The sequence below is a fragment of the Flavobacterium sp. genome (genome assembly GCF_047602195.1).
Taxonomy (GTDB): Bacteria; Bacteroidota; Bacteroidia; order Flavobacteriales; family Flavobacteriaceae; genus Flavobacterium.
This window is the reverse complement of the sequence record NZ_JASGHW010000004.1, coordinates 1,592,344-1,609,345: the sequence shown is the minus strand read 5'-3', so window position 1 is coordinate 1,609,345 and position 17,002 is coordinate 1,592,344. Positions and strand designations below refer to the sequence as shown.

15 protein-coding genes are annotated in these 17,002 nt (G+C 46.8%); 8 read left to right on the top strand and 7 right to left on the bottom strand.

Annotation, left to right across the window (positions count from 1 at the left end; all coding sequences use genetic code 11):
- Positions 1 to 9: 9 nt before the first annotated feature.
- Complete coding sequence (locus QM717_RS13330) at positions 10 to 1,434, bottom strand: RtcB family protein (RefSeq protein ID WP_415038069.1); 1,425 nt, start codon at positions 1,432 to 1,434, stop codon at positions 10 to 12.
- A gap of 764 nt (positions 1,435 to 2,198) precedes the next feature.
- On the bottom strand, positions 2,199 to 3,716 hold the full coding sequence (locus QM717_RS13325; protein ID WP_415038067.1) for a TROVE domain-containing protein: 1,518 nt from the start codon (positions 3,714 to 3,716) through the stop codon (positions 2,199 to 2,201).
- A gap of 372 nt (positions 3,717 to 4,088) precedes the next feature.
- On the opposite strand from QM717_RS13325, the gene QM717_RS13320 reads away from it, so the two are divergent.
- The gene (locus tag QM717_RS13320; protein ID WP_415038066.1) at positions 4,089 to 5,123 is read left to right on the top strand and encodes a helix-turn-helix transcriptional regulator; all 1,035 of its coding nucleotides are present in this window, start codon (positions 4,089 to 4,091) and stop codon (positions 5,121 to 5,123) included.
- Between the two features lie 100 nt (positions 5,124 to 5,223).
- Here the strand turns inward: QM717_RS13320 and QM717_RS13315 are convergent, their stop codons facing one another.
- Together QM717_RS13315 and QM717_RS13310 are read right to left on the bottom strand one after the other, a co-directional pair.
- Entirely contained in the window at positions 5,224 to 6,660 is a 1,437-nt protein-coding gene (locus tag QM717_RS13315) for a dihydrolipoamide acetyltransferase family protein (protein WP_415038065.1), read from the bottom strand.
- A gap of 103 nt (positions 6,661 to 6,763) precedes the next feature.
- Positions 6,764 to 7,906 (bottom strand): glycosyltransferase family 2 protein, encoded by a 1,143-nt coding sequence (locus QM717_RS13310; protein ID WP_415038063.1) that lies wholly within the window; start codon positions 7,904 to 7,906, stop codon positions 6,764 to 6,766.
- A gap of 294 nt (positions 7,907 to 8,200) precedes the next feature.
- Between QM717_RS13310 and QM717_RS13305 the strand changes: the two genes are divergently transcribed.
- Positions 8,201 to 10,069, top strand: a complete 1,869-nt coding sequence (locus tag QM717_RS13305) for an ABC-F family ATP-binding cassette domain-containing protein (protein ID WP_415038061.1) — start codon at positions 8,201 to 8,203, stop codon at positions 10,067 to 10,069.
- 99 nt (positions 10,070 to 10,168) lie between these two features.
- Positions 10,169 to 10,948: an O-methyltransferase gene (locus QM717_RS13300; RefSeq protein ID WP_415038059.1), complete on the top strand. Its 780-nt coding sequence runs from the start codon at positions 10,169 to 10,171 to the stop codon at positions 10,946 to 10,948.
- A 181-nt stretch (positions 10,949 to 11,129) separates the two neighbouring features.
- Here the strand turns inward: QM717_RS13300 and QM717_RS13295 are convergent, their stop codons facing one another.
- The 3 genes from QM717_RS13295 to QM717_RS13285 form a co-directional block, all read right to left on the bottom strand.
- Positions 11,130 to 11,825 (bottom strand): hypothetical protein, encoded by a 696-nt coding sequence (locus QM717_RS13295; RefSeq protein ID WP_415038057.1) that lies wholly within the window; start codon positions 11,823 to 11,825, stop codon positions 11,130 to 11,132.
- Between the two features lies 1 nt (position 11,826).
- Complete coding sequence (locus QM717_RS13290; protein ID WP_415038055.1) at positions 11,827 to 12,528, bottom strand: hypothetical protein; 702 nt, start codon at positions 12,526 to 12,528, stop codon at positions 11,827 to 11,829.
- Between the two features lie 360 nt (positions 12,529 to 12,888).
- The gene (locus QM717_RS13285) at positions 12,889 to 13,554 is read right to left on the bottom strand and encodes a DUF6565 domain-containing protein (protein ID WP_415038054.1); all 666 of its coding nucleotides are present in this window, start codon (positions 13,552 to 13,554) and stop codon (positions 12,889 to 12,891) included.
- A 220-nt stretch (positions 13,555 to 13,774) separates the two neighbouring features.
- Here QM717_RS13285 and QM717_RS13280 point away from each other — a divergent pair, with 220 nt between their 5' ends.
- From QM717_RS13280 to QM717_RS13260, 5 genes are all read left to right on the top strand, one after another.
- Positions 13,775 to 14,464 carry an ABC transporter ATP-binding protein gene (locus tag QM717_RS13280; RefSeq protein ID WP_415038052.1) on the top strand — a complete coding sequence of 230 codons (690 nt, stop codon included), beginning with the start codon at positions 13,775 to 13,777 and terminating at the stop codon, positions 14,462 to 14,464.
- A gap of 31 nt (positions 14,465 to 14,495) precedes the next feature.
- Positions 14,496 to 14,870 (top strand): DUF3887 domain-containing protein, encoded by a 375-nt coding sequence (locus tag QM717_RS13275; protein WP_415038051.1) that lies wholly within the window; start codon positions 14,496 to 14,498, stop codon positions 14,868 to 14,870.
- 10 nt (positions 14,871 to 14,880) lie between these two features.
- Complete coding sequence (locus tag QM717_RS13270; RefSeq protein ID WP_415038049.1) at positions 14,881 to 15,738, top strand: ATP-grasp domain-containing protein; 858 nt, start codon at positions 14,881 to 14,883, stop codon at positions 15,736 to 15,738.
- Positions 15,739 to 15,916: 178 nt separating this feature from the next.
- Positions 15,917 to 16,489, top strand: coding sequence for a cob(I)yrinic acid a,c-diamide adenosyltransferase (locus tag QM717_RS13265; protein ID WP_415038047.1), 573 nt, complete (start codon positions 15,917 to 15,919; stop codon positions 16,487 to 16,489).
- A 241-nt stretch (positions 16,490 to 16,730) separates the two neighbouring features.
- Positions 16,731 to 16,952, top strand: a complete 222-nt coding sequence (locus QM717_RS13260) for a DUF2795 domain-containing protein (RefSeq protein WP_022828503.1) — start codon at positions 16,731 to 16,733, stop codon at positions 16,950 to 16,952.
- Positions 16,953 to 17,002 lie beyond the last annotated feature (50 nt).

The window sequence follows — 17,002 nt, the reverse complement described above, 5'->3', positions numbered from 1 at the left end:
TGATTGCATTCAATCCTCCCTACTCCCATCATCCGCCATCCGCACAATTTTCGGCGTGAATTTCGCCACCACATCCACGAGTTCCTTTTGCGACTCCATCACGAGATTGATGTCCTTGTAAGCCATCGGCGCCTCGTCTTTTCCGGCACCGATCAACGTGACACCATGGTCTTTGAGCACTTGTCGCATCTGGTCTTTGGTCACGGTTTTGATAGCCTGTGTTCTCGACATTTGTCTTCCCGCACCATGCGAAGCCGAATTGATTGCCGATGCTTCTCCTTTTCCACGAACGAGAAATCCGGGCGCGGTCATCGATCCGGGAATGATTCCCATCACGCCTTTTCCGGCTGGTGTCGCCCCTTTTCTGTGCACAACGACTTCCTGCCCATTCCAGATTTCTTTCCAGGCAAAATTGTGGTGGTTCTCGACCTTGGCCAACAATTGTCCGCCAATGGCCTTGGTCAATTTGTCATGGATCACCTGATGACAGGCCGAAGCGTAATCGCCGGCAAGGTTCATCGCGATCCAATATTCCTGCCCTTCCTGCGAATTCAAATCGAGGTAGGCCAGATTTGCGGCTTCTCTCGGTAATTTTGTTTTGTCCTTGGCCAACTTCGTATAATATCCGGCAATCGTCGCACCGAAACCACGCGAACCCGAATGCGTCAACAAGGCGACGTATTTTCCTTTTTCGATGTGGAGGATTTCGTCTTTCTGTTCGAACTCGATGATCCCAAACTCGACAAAATGGTTTCCGCCGCCCGATGTCCCTAGTTGCGACCAAGCCTTGTCGTGCAAGTTCTTGATCAACGGCGACAGATTGAATTCGTTTCGATCCAACACTTCGTGTTCGGCTTTGTATTGTCCGTGGAAACCATGGCCCGCCCCGAACTTGGTGTGCGCAATCAATTCGCGCTGGTATTTGGCGCGGTTGGCCTCAAAATCTTCCGCCGGAATATCGAACACCGACAACGCCATCCGGCAACCGATGTCAACACCCACGCCATAGGGAATGATTGCATTGCTCGTCGCCAGCACACCCCCGATCGGCAAACCGTATCCTTGGTGTGCGTCGGGCATGAGCGCACCGGCCACAGCTACGGGCAATTTCATCGCAATGTCCATTTGGTTTTTGGCGCCGGCTTCGATGTGTTGCGTTCCGTAGACTGCATATTCCTTGGCATTTTCGACAAGCGGGATTGTTTCATCCTTGGGCGCGTTGGCTTCTTCAATCATCGCCGCAGCCAATGCTTCAAGGGTTTCATCGTCGAGGAAATTCTCGGGATAATCTTTTACTTTTTTGAACAAGGCGATGGTTTCCTCCGCGGATAATTCGGGATAATTCGCGTTGGCCAATTTCAAGGCAACGCCTAATATTTCGTTTGGTTGGTAACCGACATTGATCAAATCGGTTCCGGTAATCGTAGTTTTCATGTTTTTAAATTTACAAATTGTTTGGATAAAAATGAGGCTACAGCAGCCATCTGTTTTTTTCATCAACAGTGAAGCGACCGTTTGCAGCGGCACCTCTGGAATTAAATAAGAGCAACAAGCGGCAAGTGTCTCGGGAATCGAACCCGTTCCATCAACCAATACGAAGTATCACTTGCCTACGGCATCTTAATAGGAACAGAAGCAAAAAGCGAAAAAAGAAACGGGGCATGTCGAAGCCGGAGTCGAACCGGATAGCCTTGCTGGATTGACAACTGCGCTATTCCTCCCCAATGTGAGACGAAGTAACTCTTTTCTACGGCATTCTGTTTTATTTTCGGGGTAATCTGCGAAAAGCGCGTGCCTGTTAGGCTTCTGCTCTAACCCACTGAGCTATATACCCAATCCGCAAACGGAGTTGGATACAGCAGGACTTGAACCTGCGACACGAAGGAGCGCTTTCCTACGACACCCGATTTATTTTGAAACAAGGCGAAAGACGATCGGGAAATCACCAAAAAATTGATGTCGGGAATCGAACCCGCATTGACCACGAAGTAACCCGTATCTACGGCACTTGTTTTTAAACAACAAGGTAAAAAACGAAAAGGGACTGTTCCTGCTCTACCGGACTGAGCTACATCTTGCGATGGCAGGATTCGAACCTGCGACACGGGCGTTAAAATTGCGAAGTAACCCTATTCTACGACACTTGTTTAATGTATCTTTTGTAAATCTCCCGCAATGCCGCTGACTGCGGGAGATCGTTACCACTCGAGCTCGTGGATTTGCTCCACGGCCGATTTTTTATTTTCAATGCCCGACAATACGTCGAAGATCTTCTCCGACCAGCCGGCCATCAAATACACGTCATTCTGGCGGATGTCCAAAGGCATCTGGCCATAACCCGCCAAGTCGAACAGGTACAATTTGGCACTGGGCGCGATCATTTTGTATCGCTGCCAAGAGTGGGCAAAAGTATCGTTGGTATTTTGCGTGTTCCACATTTGGGCATCGGTAAACAACATTACTTTGTCGGCTTTGACTTTGCGGCGGATCAAGTCCTCGATGACCAGGTAACCGTTGGTCGCATAGCCCACTTCGCCTTCGCGTCGGTAAAACTCCTGCACGTTCGACAATATATTGCGCTTTGGCATATTGATCACTTTCCACTTGTCGCCAAACATACCGGTTACTACATTTTTGCATTGCGACTGCATCAGCATCGCGAGCATCAAACCGATGTCGTACAATTGTACTGCGCTTTTGGCCGAAACCACTTTCTGCATCGAACCCGAAACATCGCAGGCGATTACCACCGAAGTATCGGCACCAAAACCTTTGATGTTCTTTGCGCTGTGGCTGACCGCTTTTTCCAAAGCCTGCAAGACCAAACCTACATAACCCGACTGCAATACCTTGACCTCTCGATAGGCCGCCAGGAAGCGGAAAGGCAATTGCTTCGAGGCCAAAACCGCTTTTTCATTCGACAGGAACGCGCAAACCATTTCGATGTGCTTATAGGAAACCTGCGCTTCGAGTATGTTTCTGAGGTTGCGCATCATCGCCATATAACCTACTTTCCTGCTCTCGATCAATTCTTCCCATTTTTGTTTGAAAGCCTCTTTTTTGGCAGCTTCATCGACAAAAGACGACTGGCCCAAGAGCGACAATTCGGTTTCCCAGGTGTAAGCCGTGGCCAAACTGTTGGCGGCGATTTTATCGAACAACAACTGCTGGTTTGCATCCTTTGCTTTTGGATGGACCAAGAACAAGGCATCGCGCAATTTCACGTCGGTGTTCCGGTTGTATTTCGAGAATTGGTATTCGTCGAACTGGTTGAACGACGCAACCAAACCTTTTTGGATTTGTTTGGACAAACGATTGAGCTTTTTGGCGCCGGTCCGTTGGTTCGCGAGTTGATAAAACGCCAGCAATTCGGTGATTTCATCGGCTCGCAAAACTACTTTGCTGACCATTTGGCTGACTACTTTTTCACCCGAAGTGCGTTTGGCCAATTCGACCGACAGTACCAAAGGAATTGACCTCAAATGCATTTGCGTACGGGCATATACCGCCAACTTTGCGATAAATGTACTGTCGCATTTCAGCATGAGTTGCCTGATCCGCTCGAGCCTGTTGTCGGCCGCCTCGTAAAAAGAATCGTTCAATCCTGTGGTTACGACGGCTGCGTACAACTCCATTTCTGGCGTCATGACATAGGCTTCTGCGTTTTCATGGTTGACCGTTTTGTGGGTTCCGGTTTTTAAAAAATTGAATTTCATCTTTTTCGGTTTTTAAGGTGCTACATTTTCAGAAATCGTTTCGTTGTTTGTTTCTGACAAGGCAAAGATGCACGCCCAAGTGCGCAGTGAAATTGCGCAGTAAAAAATATTTTGAATTATTTTTAAAAAATCCAATTAAATCAACACTTAACGCCTATATTTTTTTTAAAATTAGGACTCAAAAATTAGAAGTACGCAAATAGATTGCGCAGTAAAATGAAATTTTGTTACATTTGGACACAACAAAAGATTCGATTTTCCCTTTTATTGGGTTTCACGGGCGCGTGAGTGATGGCAGCAAGTATCCTTTTTTGCAAAAAAAGATACTGCGAACAGCACGACCCGCAGGGGCACGCCCACAACAAACAAACTATGGCCACCAACAAGCTCGCACTGATCCGCTACAAGACGATCGACAATTGCCTCAAGAACCGTTTCCGCAAATGGACGCTCGAGGATCTGATGGAAAAGGTTTCGGACGCGCTCTATGAATACGAAGGGATTTCGAGCGGCATCAGCCGGCGGACGGTCCAGGGCGACATCCAGATGATGCGCAGCGACAAGCTGGGTTACAATGCGCCGATCGTGATCGTGGACCGCAAGTTTTACACCTATGAGAACAGCGATTTCAGCATCACCAATTCGCCGATCAACAGCGCCGACATGGAAAAGATGAAGGAAATCGTGAGCGTTTTGAAGCACCTCAATGGCTTCAGCTATTTTGACGAGATGAGCGATATGATTGCCAAACTCGAGAACAACCTGCACAAATCGGCCGACCGCAAAAAGAATTACATCCAGTTTGAGAGCAATACGCGGCTCAAAGGTTTGGAGCACATCAACCCGTTGTACCAGGCCATCTTGAACAAAATGCCGCTACTGATCGAATACCGTTCGTTTACGGCACAGCAATCGAGCCAGCAGATTTATTATCCGTACCTGCTCAAGGAATACCGCAACCGCTGGTTTTTATTGGCCAAGCCCCAGAAAGGCAAGCTCATGACCTTGGCCCTGGACCGCATCCTTGCGTTCCATGCTTTGCGGACGGATGTGTTTGAGGAATACAACGGGGTGGATTTCGAACGCTATTTTGACGACCTGCTCGGGGTGACCAAATCGGAACGCGACCGCGGACAGAAAGTCATTTTGCAGTTTGACCGTCAAAACGCACCTTATGTATTGACCAAACCGATCCACCACTCGCAAACATTGCTCAAAGAAGACGAAAGCGGCATCATCATCCGCATCGACGTGGTTTTGAATTTTGAACTCGAGAAGGAAATTTTGGGTTTTGGCGAATGCGTCAAGGTTTTATCGCCAAGGAATTTGGTCAGTAGGATCAAAAGAAGGACGGAAAAGGCGGCGAAGCAATATGAAACAATTGATAAATTAACAATGAATAATTAATAATGCGTTTAGCGACAAAATCTGATTGATCCAAGAAGTTTAATGCATAAAAAAGCCTCTCATGAATGAGAGGCTTTTCATTATTATTATTCATTATTAATTAAAAAGTACGGTTTTCATCAAACGCTTCCATGTATTCGGCCACGCGTTTGACAAAACTGCCTCCGAGCGCACCATCCACGACGCGGTGGTCGTAACTGTGCGACAGGAACATTTTCTTGCGGATGCCGATGAAATCGCCTTCAGGGGTTTCCACCACGGCCGGTACTTTACGGATGGCACCGAGCGCGAGGATTCCGACTTGCGGCTGGTTGATGATCGGGGTTCCGAAAACCGAACCGAAAGTACCTACATTGGTAACCGTGTATGTTCCGCCTTGGGTATCGTCTGGTTTCAATTTACCGGCTTTGGCGCGGTTACCAAGATCATTGACGGCTTTGGCCATACCGATCAGATTCAATTGGTCTGCATTTTTGATGACCGGTACAATCAGGTTGCCGTTTGGCAAGGCAGCCGCCATACCCAGGTTGATGTTTTTCTTCTTGATGATGTATTCGCCCTCGACCGAAATGTTCATCATCGGGAAATCCTTGAGCGCACGCGCGATGATTTCCATGAATATCGGGGTGAAAGTCAGCTTCTCGCCTTCTCTCTTTTCGAATGCATTTTTGTTCTTTTCCCTCCAATCCCAGATCGCGGTCACATCGACTTCGATGAACGACTGTACGTGGGCCGAAGTCTGTACCGACTGTACCATGTATTGCGAAATGAGTTTGCGCATGCGGTCCATCTCGACGATTTCGTCCTGTCCGTTGACAGAAACCGGCATCGCCTTCGGAGCCGCTTGCTCAGTTTTTACAGGAGCAACGGCAGCTTGTGGCGCAGCAGCTTGTGGTGCAGCCGTTTCGGCTACCGGGCTTTCTACTGGAGCCGACGCAGCCACCGGAGTGGCAGCCGGAGCGGCTACTTTTCCTGACTTTCGGTTTTCGACATAGGCCAGGATATCATTTTTGGTCACGCGGCCTTCGCTTCCCGTGCCTGCAATCGCGTCGAGTTCGGCCAGCGACACGCCTTCTTCCTTGGCGATATTTTTAACGAGCGGGGAATAGAATTTATCGGAATTGTGGTAGTCTTCTTTGCTTGGCGGTGTAGCTGGAGCGGCTACGTATTGTTGCGCCGCATCAATGGTTTTTTGCACCTCGGCTACCGCAGGGGCAATCTCCGCCGGGGTTTCGATTGGCGCAGGTTCAGCGGCTACTGGAGCGGCGGCAGGTTGTGAAGCCACAGCACTTCCGCCTTCTGTTTCAATAATGGCAATGGTTTGTCCGACCTGAACCAAATCGTCCTTGCCGAATAATTTTTCGAGCAAAACGCCTGTCACTTCCGAAGGCACTTCGCTGTCGACCTTGTCGGTCGCGATTTCGAGCACCGCTTCATCGGCTTCGATCGTGTCGCCTACTTCTTTTAACCAGTTGGTAATCGTTGCTTCTGCTACGCTTTCGCCCATTTTCGGGAGCTTGAGTTCAAATCTTGCCATATTGTTAACCTAAGGTTGAATTTGTATTTTCTGTTTGCGAAATTAATAAAAAATAATTCGCTTTCCATAAAGATGTTGCAGTTTTTAGACCATCTGCAGCGCCTTACCGATGATCGGCTAAGTTAATGATTTTCCCGCGGTCGTTGCTCGAATTGCTTCCGATCAGGAATCCTGATTTGGGATGGACAATTTTGAAAGTGGTTTTCGTTGATTTCAACTGTTCCATTATTTTTATAATGCCTTTGTAACCAATATATTCCGAATCAAAAATCAATTCTGCCTGTTGCGTTGATCCAACCGAAAGGTTCTCCGACACCTGGACCAATGTCGTTTTTTTACGCACCGCATTCTGGATCTGCTCGCGCCATTGGGCATTGTCGGAAATCAAGATGTATGCGTTGGGCTCGGTTTCAGGAACGGTTTTATTTTTTTTGGCCAACATAAAAAAGTAGGCCCCAACTTTCATAAAAACATCGAACAAAACCGACACACGAAAATGTTTTTTGTAAAAGAAATCCATCGCCTCACGGAACCGTTTCATGTACAATCCATCGCGGATCGTGCTTTCGCCTTTGTAATGGATGACCGAGGTTTCGTGGAAATAATAATTCGATTTTCCGGTTTTCAAAACCATATAACTCAAATCGATGTCATCCGAATACATGAAACAATCTTCATCAAAACCGCCGACTGATGTGTAGGTTTCGCGTTTCATGACCATAAAGGCGCCGACGAGGATTTCGACTTTTCCCGTTTGGTTTTCGGGCAAATGCGATGCGTAATATTTGCCGAACGCTTTCGATAATTTATACAATCCGGCCACTTTGGTCAGTGCGACCCAAGGCGTCGGGATGCCGCGTTTGGATTCGGGCAGGAACTTTCCGGTACCGTCGATGAGTTTGCAACCCACGATGCCCAAATCATTTTTGGATTGGGCAAACGCCAGTACTTTTTCGAAAGTATCTTCGGCGACGACCGTATCGGGATTGAGGATGCACAAGTATTCGCCTTGCGCTTTTTCGACTCCTATATTGTTGCCTTTGGGAAAACCGGAATTCTCTTTGTTCTCGATCAGGATGACGTTGGGGAATTTGGCCTTGACCATCTCGCAACTGTCATCGGACGAATGGTTGTCGACCACAATGATTTCGGCGTCGAGGTTTGCAATCGCCTTTTGCACCGAATCGAGGCATTGCTCGAGAAAATAACGGACGTTGTAATTGAGGATGACGACGGAGAGTTGCATGGGACAAATATAGTTAAGAGACCGCTGCGCTGCAAGAGCCAAGACCACTTCGTTGCAAGACCGCTGCGCTGCAGGACTTTAACTACTGCGCGAAGGATGGAAGCGGCATCCTTTTATGGAGCATAGCGCAATAAAAGATTAAGCGAACAGCCTGACGGCGACCAATAAATTTCATCCATAGAAAATTACCTAATCGCCGGCGCGCCCTAAAACTTTATTTGAATATTTCCCTGTCTAACAGCGAAGCGGTCTTGGCTCTTGCAGCGCAGCAGTCTTTTTTCTTACTTTTGCACCATGAATTACCTATCCGTAGAAAACATATCCAAATCGTACGGCGAACGTACCTTGTTCGACAACCTCTCGTTTGGCATCAACAAAGACCAGAAAATTGCGTTCATCGCCAAAAACGGGACGGGCAAAACGACCATCATGAACATTTTGAACGGCCTAGACGAACCCGATACGGGGCAGGTCGTGGTACGCAAGGACATCAAGATGGCATTCCTGTCGCAGGTGCCCGATTTACAGGACGAGTTGACAATCGAGGAAAGCATTTTCGCTTCGGACAACGAGACCTTGAAAGTGATCGAAGCCTATGAAAAAGCGTTGGAAAATCCCGAAGACGAAGAAGCATATCAAAAGGCATTCGACAACATGGACCGCTTCAATGCCTGGGATTTCGAAACACAGTTCAAGCAGATTTTGTTCAAGCTCAAACTCGAAGACTTGAAACTCAAGGTCAAGAATTTGTCTGGCGGACAGAAAAAACGCTTGTCGTTGGCCATCATCCTCATCAACCGCCCCGATTTGCTGATTCTCGACGAACCGACGAACCACCTCGATCTCGAAATGATCGAATGGCTCGAGGATTATTTCGCCAAGGAACCAATCACATTATTTATGGTGACGCACGACCGCTTCTTCCTCGAACGGGTGTGCAACGAAATCATCGAGCTCGAAAACGGTAAGCTTTATCAATACAAAGGAAATTACTCTTATTATTTAGAGAAGAAAGAATTGCGCATTGCCTCCGAAAACGCAAGCATCGACAAGGCGCAAAACCTGTTTGTCAAGGAACTCGAATGGATGCGCCGCCAACCCAAGGCACGTACGACCAAATCGAAATCGCGTCAGGATGATTTCTACGTCATCAAGGAAAAAGCACAAAGCCGCCGCCGCGAGCAGCAGATCGAGCTCGAGATCAATATGGAACGCATGGGCAGCAAGATTATCGAAATGCACAAGTTGCACAAGAAATTCGGCGAACGCATCATCCTGAACAATTTCAGCTATGACTTCCAGCGCGGCGACCGTGTGGGCATCATCGGGAAAAACGGGACAGGCAAATCGACTTTCCTGAACATATTGACCGGCGTGATTGCACCCGACCAGGGCAAGGTTGTCACGGGCGACACGATCAAAATCGGTTATTACACGCAAAGCGGCATCAACCCGAAACCGGGGCAGAAAGTCATCGATGTGATCAAGGAATTCGGCGAATACATTCCGCTGATGAAGGGCCGAACGATTTCGGCGGGACAATTGCTCGAACGCTTTTTATTCGACCGCAAGAAACAGCACGATTATGTGGAAAAATTGTCGGGCGGCGAGCTCAAGCGGTTGTATTTGTGTACGGTGCTGATCCAGAACCCGAACTTTTTGATTTTGGACGAGCCGACGAACGATCTGGACATCGTTACCTTGAACGTGCTCGAAAACTTCCTCGTCGATTATCCGGGCTGCCTGATCGTGGTCTCGCACGACCGTTATTTCATGGACAAGATTGTCGATCATTTGTTTGTATTCCGCGGACAGGGCGAAATTGAAGATTTTCCGGGAAATTATTCGGATTTCCGCGCGTATGAAGATTCGGCCGAACCGACCAAAAAAGAATTGAATGCCGTTTCTACCGAAAAGAACAATTGGAAACAACAGCAGAAATCCGACGGACTCACATTCAACGAACAGAAGGAATTCCAGAAAATCGAACGTGAAATCAAGGACCTCGAGTACGAGAAAAAGCAAATCGAACAGTTATTCTCGGAAGGAAAAGTCGCCGATGCGGATATCGAAAAGAAAGCCAACGAATTGCAATCGGTCATCCGAAAACTCGAAGATAAAGAAGAACGTTGGTTTGAGTTGTCTTCTAAAATGGAAGGTTAGTTCAACCACAAAGTCCACAAAGATTTCGCAAAGTTAGAAAGATAAGCTTTGCGTATCTTTGCGCAAAACTTGGCGCCCTTTGCGGTAAAATCTGCGTAGATGTTTCACCAAATAAAATCTTATTTTAAATTCCTTTGGCAATCGACGAACCAACACGGCGTGCATTCGCCTTTCGTATTTGATTTGACCACCAAATGTTTCTACGACAAAACGAAATACGGCGCGTATCCAATCCTCCAAAAATACCGCAAATCGCTTTTGCAAAACCACGCCACGATCGAAGTCACCGATTTCGGCGCGGGTTCCAAAATCTTCCAATCGAACACCAGGGAAATTTCTAAAATCGCACAAACCGCCGGTATCACAAGCAAAAATGCGGAATTGCTTTTTCGGGTCGCGCAATATTTCAAACCCGAAAGCATTTTGGAAATCGGGACTTCATTGGGTTTGGCGACCTCGGCGCTTTCACTCGGAAACCCTGAAGCAAAGATCGTTACGCTTGAAGGCTGCCCCGAAACATCCAAAATCGCACAATCGCAATTCCAAAAATTCAATTGGAGCAGCACTGAATTCGTAGTCTCGGAATTCGATTCCTATCTTCAAAACCTACAACCAACAAACGGCAAACGACAACTGATTTACTTCGATGGCAACCACCAAAAAGACGCGACTTTAAAATACTTCGATTGGCTTTTGCCCAGCGCCGCCAACGATTCGGTGTGGATTTTCGACGACATCCATTGGTCGCCCGACATGGAAGAAGCTTGGGAAACGATCAAAAAAAATCCCCAGGTCACGGTCACGATCGACACGTTCCAATGGGGTTTTGTATTTTTCAGGAAGGAGCAGGAGAAACAGGATTTCGTAATCCGCGCCTGATGATTTTACCACAAAGTACGTGGCGTTTTTCGCAAAGAAAGAAGATTTATCTAATTGATGTAGCGTAAATTTCTCTTGTCATTCCAACAGCTATCGAAATGCCGCGCTCAGGCATACAGCCTTGGAGAACTTTGCGCAACCTTTGAAAACTTTTCGCTAAACAGAAAACGCCGCAGTAAAATTATTTGAGTTTCGTAATCCCGATATTAAAAATCTTGGCCTCGAGATTCGTCCCCGAATTGTTGAGCACATATTTGAGTTCGAGTTGGTCGTTGGCCGCAGCCGAAACGCTCAAGGAACCGCTCGTACCCCATTCATCCGTTGCATCCAAGGTAGCCGTTCCGCGTGACAGATAACCCACCAGGTTGCCGTTCTGGTATAGACCGATGATGTATTTCTTGGTTCCCGATGGCATATTGCTGATCGAAAAACTCGCCGTCACCATATAAACCCCAGCTTCATTGACCTTGATTTTCCCGGCCGAGGTCACACCGAAAATACTGCTGTCGATCGTGAGCGCATCGGCGGCGACCAACGGAAAATTATAATAGGTGTTGTTGGCCGTAGAAACGATGGTGTTGCCCGAAGCAAACACTTTATTCAACACCACGGCGGCGTTCGAGGTCTCGAAGAAACTTTTCCATCCGCCCGAAGTGCGCACGAACATGGCGTTGAACGTCGTATTGTACACCATCGAGCCATTGAGCGGCGATGCGATGGCAAGCATCTGTGCATCGGTCATGCGCGGCGGCACAAAAGCCTGGGTCGTACTTTCGAGTTGCAGGATCGCGCTCGAACTGGGCGTGGAAGTTCCAATGCCGACTTGTGCAAAACTTACCATGGAAATCAAAAACAGCAGGTGAAAAAACTTGTTCATATCAATTGAGCTTGGTAATACAGATGGTTTGGAAAGCCGTCGTGAGGTTGGCGTTGTGGTTGATGTAATATTTGAACGAAAACTCGTCGCCCGCATCGGCCGGATACATCAATGTTCCGGTGGTTCCCCAGTAATCACTCGATGGATTTTGCAGTTTGGAGCGCGACAAATAACCGATCAAGATTCCATTTTTATACGCCGCGAGGTAATAATTTCGGTTGCCCGCGGGCATATTCGTCGTGGAAAGCGAAACCGAAAGCAAGTAGGTGCCGCTTCGGTTGACCTTGACCGTTGCCGCCGTAGGCACCGAGAAATAAGCGGAGCTGTTCGATACAATATTCGAGGCGGTCAGGATCATCGCATAAGCCACCGTGGGCGAAGTCGAAAACGTCCCATTGCTGCGCGAAAGGATAATGCTCGGGTTTGATTTGATGTCGAATCCCGTCCAGCCCGCACTGCCGTTGAAATACGGAATGTTGTCCGAGGCATTGAATACCATCGAGCCGACGGGCGGATTCGCGATGGCTGTCATTTGCGTATCGGCCATGCGTGGCAAAACAAAAGCCGAAGTGGTGCTTTCGAGTTGCAGCAACGATGCCGGGGCAACATTGGCGGTTCCGATACCAACCTGGGCATGGACCGAAATAATGGCAAGCAATAAAAGTGCGGCACAACATAAAAGCCGCGGTAAGAAATGTGGCATAATCTTCTGGCGTAAAGACGAAGCAAATGTAATACAAAAATTACAAAAAACAAATCAAAAATGTATTTTGTCGATAAAATTTGCATTTTGTCGATTATCTTAATTGAAACGAGAGGCCGCCTAGCCCGGATAGTAGTGAAAATCCTTTTTTGTGCGTTTTGATGAGATTGCTCCTTCGTCGAAATGACAAAGAACAAGCAAGAGCATTCGCTACAAAAAAGATTGCAACGGATAGCCGGACCAGAGCTCCAAATAAAAATATTGGGAATGAACCGGCGAAGCAAACAGCTCCTAAAAAAAATGGCCGCCAAAACCGACAGCCATTTTCCCGAATGAATAATCAACCTTTTACTTTATCACTTATTCTTTTGCGGCAGAATTTTCTTTGGCTTTTTCACCGATGCGGTTCACTTTGAGCATTGGTGCAAATTTGACTTTCAAACCGGCAATTTTCAAGTTGTCTTCAGAAGAAAGTCCTTCTTTTTCGACGGTATTTTTACGGTTGTCGAGCGCTTCGTACAGCACTTTGATTTCATCCCAGTCCTCGCGGGTGTATTTGTCTTTGTTGTTTTCTACCGTATGGATGAAATCCTGGTAGGTTTTGTGGATGTTGGCCGCATTGACCCAGTCGAATTTCATGTCGGCCCCTACTTTACCTTCGCCAAACAGCGAATTGCGGAGTGCGGTTTTCGGATCGGCTGCAGCAGCATCGGCCGCTACGGCTTCCTCGACTTTCATTTTCCATTCGGAGTATTTGGTTTCGGCGGAGTTGATTTTTTCCTCGGCTGCCGTTTTGTCTTTCAATTGCGCGAGTGCCGCCTTGGCTTCTTCCAATCGTCTTTGGGAATCTGCGTTGATCGCATCCCAATTGGCTTTGGCGTCGTTCAAGGCCACATTACTGACCGAATCGACATAACTGCTATAATTATCGACCGTTTTCTTGGCCTGCTCCTCTTGTTCGTTTTTGCAAGAAGTGAATCCGAATGCGATCACTGCCGCGGCTAATACTAAAAACTTACTTTTCATAACTTTTGATTTTAATTAGATTAATTTGATTAGGATAAAATTAGCCGCTATATCCGCAAAACTTTTTTACAATTGAAGCATAATTTTACATTTTATACATCATAAGGATTACAAATTCCGATTTTAGATTTCAGATTTTAGATTTTGAAACTTTTTGGTTTTGCGACTTGTGGCTTTGCGGCTTTGCGACTTTTCCCTACCTTTAGCTCAAATTAAGAACATGGCTGAGCCGCTCATCAAAATCACCGACATCAAACGCAATTTCCAACTCGGAAACGAAACGGTTTATGTCTTGAAAGGCATCGACCTTCAAATCGAAAAGGGCGAATACGTCGCACTGATGGGACCGTCGGGTTCCGGCAAATCGACACTGATGAACCTTTTGGGCTGTCTCGATACACCGACTTCCGGAACGTACATCTTGAACGGCAAAGATGTCAGCAAGATGCACGACGACGAGCTCGCGGACATCCGCAACAAGGAAATCGGGTTCGTATTCCAGACCTTTAATTTGTTGCCGCGTACGACCGCATTGGCCAATGTCGCGTTGCCGATGGTCTATGCCGGCTATTCCAAAACCGAACGCAACCAGCGCGCCACCGAAGTGCTCGCACAGGTCAACCTCGCCGACCGCATGGACCACCAACCCAACCAACTCTCGGGCGGCCAACGCCAACGGGTAGCCATTGCGCGCGCCTTGGTCAACAAGCCCTCTATTATTTTGGCCGACGAGCCGACAGGCAACCTCGACAGCAAAACCTCGATCGAAATCATGAACCTGTTTGGCGAAATCCACCAAAATGGCAACACGGTTATCTTGGTTACCCATGAGGAAGAAATTGCGGCCTATGCGCACCGCGTGATCCGTTTGCGCGACGGCCTGATTGAAAGCGATACGAGAAAAAGTTAATTTGTTGATTCGGATCGGAAACAGCCCAGCTATGAAAAAAGTACTCCTTATATTATTCCTTTTCTCGAGCACTGCGGCACTTGCACAAAATGAGATCCATCAAAAAACCGTCGGTGTTTTTATCAACGATTTCAATATTGGCGATTTCGAGCACATTTACCAAACCTTTTCGGCTGCGATGAAAAAGCACCGTACGAAACAACATTATTTCGATTTTTTCACAAGGGTCAAGACCGATTCCGGAAAAATACTGTCGCTCGAATTGCTTAAATATAGAGACAAATCGGGGAATTCGCGTGGGAATTACAATGGCAGTTTTGAATTTGGCAATGCGTCCGTTCAGATTTCGGTCAACGAAAAAGGCGAAATCATCGGCATTTACATCAAGAAAAACACGATTCTTTGAATTTAGAAAAATGAAAATAGCTTTACTGACCTGTCAAAATTTCCCCGATTTGTATCCGCCCGATCAATTCCTGATCCCTGCTTTGGCGCAACACCAAATCGAAGTCGTACCGGCCATATGGGATGATGAAAGCGTTGACTGGACCACATTTGATCATTTGGTTTTCCGCAATACCTGGGATTATTTTGAAAAGGAAACGGCTTTCAACAATTGGCTGGCGCTAATCCAAAAACTGGATATTCCGACGCTTAACGCTTCAGAAATCATCCAACAAAACAAACACAAATTTTACCTACGCGACCTCGAAAAACAAGGCATTCCGATCATCAAGACGGTTTTTATCGAACAAACCAGTGGCCTCAATTTAGCGGACATCATTCCATCGCATTGGAAAAAAGCCGTTATCAAACCTGCATTTTCAGGCGGTTCGTACCAAACGGAAGCCTTCGATGTGTCCGATTTGGACAAAATCAACAAGCAATACCAACCGATTGCAGCCGAAAAAGAGTTGCTGTTGCAGGAATTCATTCCCGAAATCCAAAGCCTGGGCGAAACTTCACTGATTTTTTTCAACAAGCAATTTTCGCATGCCATCAATAAAAAACCAACCGATCGGGATTTTCGTGTACAAGTTCAATTTGGTGGACAATATACAGCCATCCAACCCAACCCAGCATTAATCCACCAGGCGCAAAAAGTCGTCGATACATTTGGCGGTAAACTGCTCTACGCCAGAGTAGACGGCATTGTCATCGACAACCAATTGCAACTCATGGAAGTCGAATGCATCGAACCCGACCTGTATTTTGATTACAGTGATGGCGCACGCGAACGTTTCGTAAATGCAATTGTCGAACTTATCAGATAAAAACACAATCCCTTATGACACGAGCGAAGCGACTGCATGCTTCCATTAAAAAAACAAATATAAAATTAGCATGACACGAGCGAAGCGACTGCATGCCTCCATTAAAAAACAAATATAAATCAGCATGACACGAGCAAAGCGACTGCATGCTTCCATTAAAAAACAAATATAAATCAGCATGAAAGTTTACACCAAAACCGGCGACAAAGGCACTACCGCATTATTCGGCGGCACGCGCGTCCCCAAAGACCACATCCGCATCGAAAGCTACGGCACCATCGACGAACTCAATTCTTGGATCGGGCTGATCCGTGACCAGGACATCAATGCGCACTACAAAGAAATCCTCATAGAAATCCAGGACCGGTTGTTTACGGCCGGCGCCATTTTGGCCACGCCGCCTGACAAGGAAACATTGAAGAATGGCAAACCACGGCTCAACATTCCCAAAATTTCGGAAGCAGACATCGAATTGCTTGAGAATGAAATCGATGCCATGGAGGGCGGTTTGCCTCAGATGACGCATTTCGTACTTCCGGGCGGTCATTTTACCGTGTCATATTGTCATATCGCACGTTGTGTTTGCAGGCGTTCCGAGCGTTTATCGGTGCATTTGAGTCATGAAGAACCCGTAGATGAACGCGTAATCAAGTACCTGAACCGACTTTCTGACTACCTTTTTACGCTGGCACGGAAGTTGTCCGCCGACCTGCACGCTGAAGAAGTCAAATGGATCCCGCGAAAGGATTGATTTGTTTTTGAGGAGCTTGCTCCTGCTGTCCGCTGTATCTTTTCCTTGCTAAAGAAGCAAGAAAAAGGATGCCGCTGCCATCAGGGCTAAAAGAATCCTATTTTCAGTAGAAAATTTATTTTTAAATTTCTGAAATTCAGATATTTAAATAGACGTTCTTGACTTTTTTTAAAATAAATTGAATTTTACTTGACTTTTTAAGTTTAAAATTTATTTTTGCATAAACTAAAATCGACAGAAGATGTATTGGACATTAGAATTGGCATCCTATTTAAGCGATGCGCCATGGCCTGCAACCAAAGATGAATTGATCGACTATGCCATCCGTGCCGGAGCGCCGTTAGAGGTGGTCGAGAACCTTCAATCTATTGAAGATGAAGGCGAGATTTACGAATCGATGGAAGAAATTTGGCCAGACTATCCAACCGACGAGGATTACCTTTGGAACGAGGATGAATACTAAAAAATAAAACTATCTTAAAGTCTCATCAGAGGCTTTTTTTTTGCCTAAAT

Bases quoted from the DNA above. Each gene is read 5' to 3' on its own strand.
- QM717_RS13280 (WP_415038052.1), top strand. From the start codon at position 13,775: ATGGCTGAGCCGCTCATCAAAATCACCGACATCAAACGCAATTTCCAA.
- QM717_RS13265 (WP_415038047.1), top strand. From the start codon at position 15,917: ATGAAAGTTTACACCAAAACCGGCGACAAAGGCACTACCGCATTATTC.
- QM717_RS13290 (WP_415038055.1), bottom strand. From the start codon at position 12,528: ATGCCACATTTCTTACCGCGGCTTTTATGTTGTGCCGCACTTTTATTG.
- QM717_RS13320 (WP_415038066.1), top strand. From the start codon at position 4,089: ATGGCCACCAACAAGCTCGCACTGATCCGCTACAAGACGATCGACAAT.
- QM717_RS13330 (WP_415038069.1), bottom strand. From the start codon at position 1,434: ATGAAAACTACGATTACCGGAACCGATTTGATCAATGTCGGTTACCAA.
- QM717_RS13275 (WP_415038051.1), top strand. From the start codon at position 14,496: ATGAAAAAAGTACTCCTTATATTATTCCTTTTCTCGAGCACTGCGGCA.
- QM717_RS13305 (WP_415038061.1), top strand. From the start codon at position 8,201: ATGAATTACCTATCCGTAGAAAACATATCCAAATCGTACGGCGAACGT.
- QM717_RS13285 (WP_415038054.1), bottom strand. From the start codon at position 13,554: ATGAAAAGTAAGTTTTTAGTATTAGCCGCGGCAGTGATCGCATTCGGA.
- QM717_RS13310 (WP_415038063.1), bottom strand. From the start codon at position 7,906: ATGCAACTCTCCGTCGTCATCCTCAATTACAACGTCCGTTATTTTCTC.
- QM717_RS13260 (WP_022828503.1), top strand. From the start codon at position 16,731: ATGTATTGGACATTAGAATTGGCATCCTATTTAAGCGATGCGCCATGG.
- QM717_RS13325 (WP_415038067.1), bottom strand. From the start codon at position 3,716: ATGAAATTCAATTTTTTAAAAACCGGAACCCACAAAACGGTCAACCAT.
- QM717_RS13270 (WP_415038049.1), top strand. From the start codon at position 14,881: ATGAAAATAGCTTTACTGACCTGTCAAAATTTCCCCGATTTGTATCCG.
- QM717_RS13315 (WP_415038065.1), bottom strand. From the start codon at position 6,660: ATGGCAAGATTTGAACTCAAGCTCCCGAAAATGGGCGAAAGCGTAGCA.
- QM717_RS13300 (WP_415038059.1), top strand. From the start codon at position 10,169: ATGTTTCACCAAATAAAATCTTATTTTAAATTCCTTTGGCAATCGACG.
- QM717_RS13295 (WP_415038057.1), bottom strand. From the start codon at position 11,825: ATGAACAAGTTTTTTCACCTGCTGTTTTTGATTTCCATGGTAAGTTTT.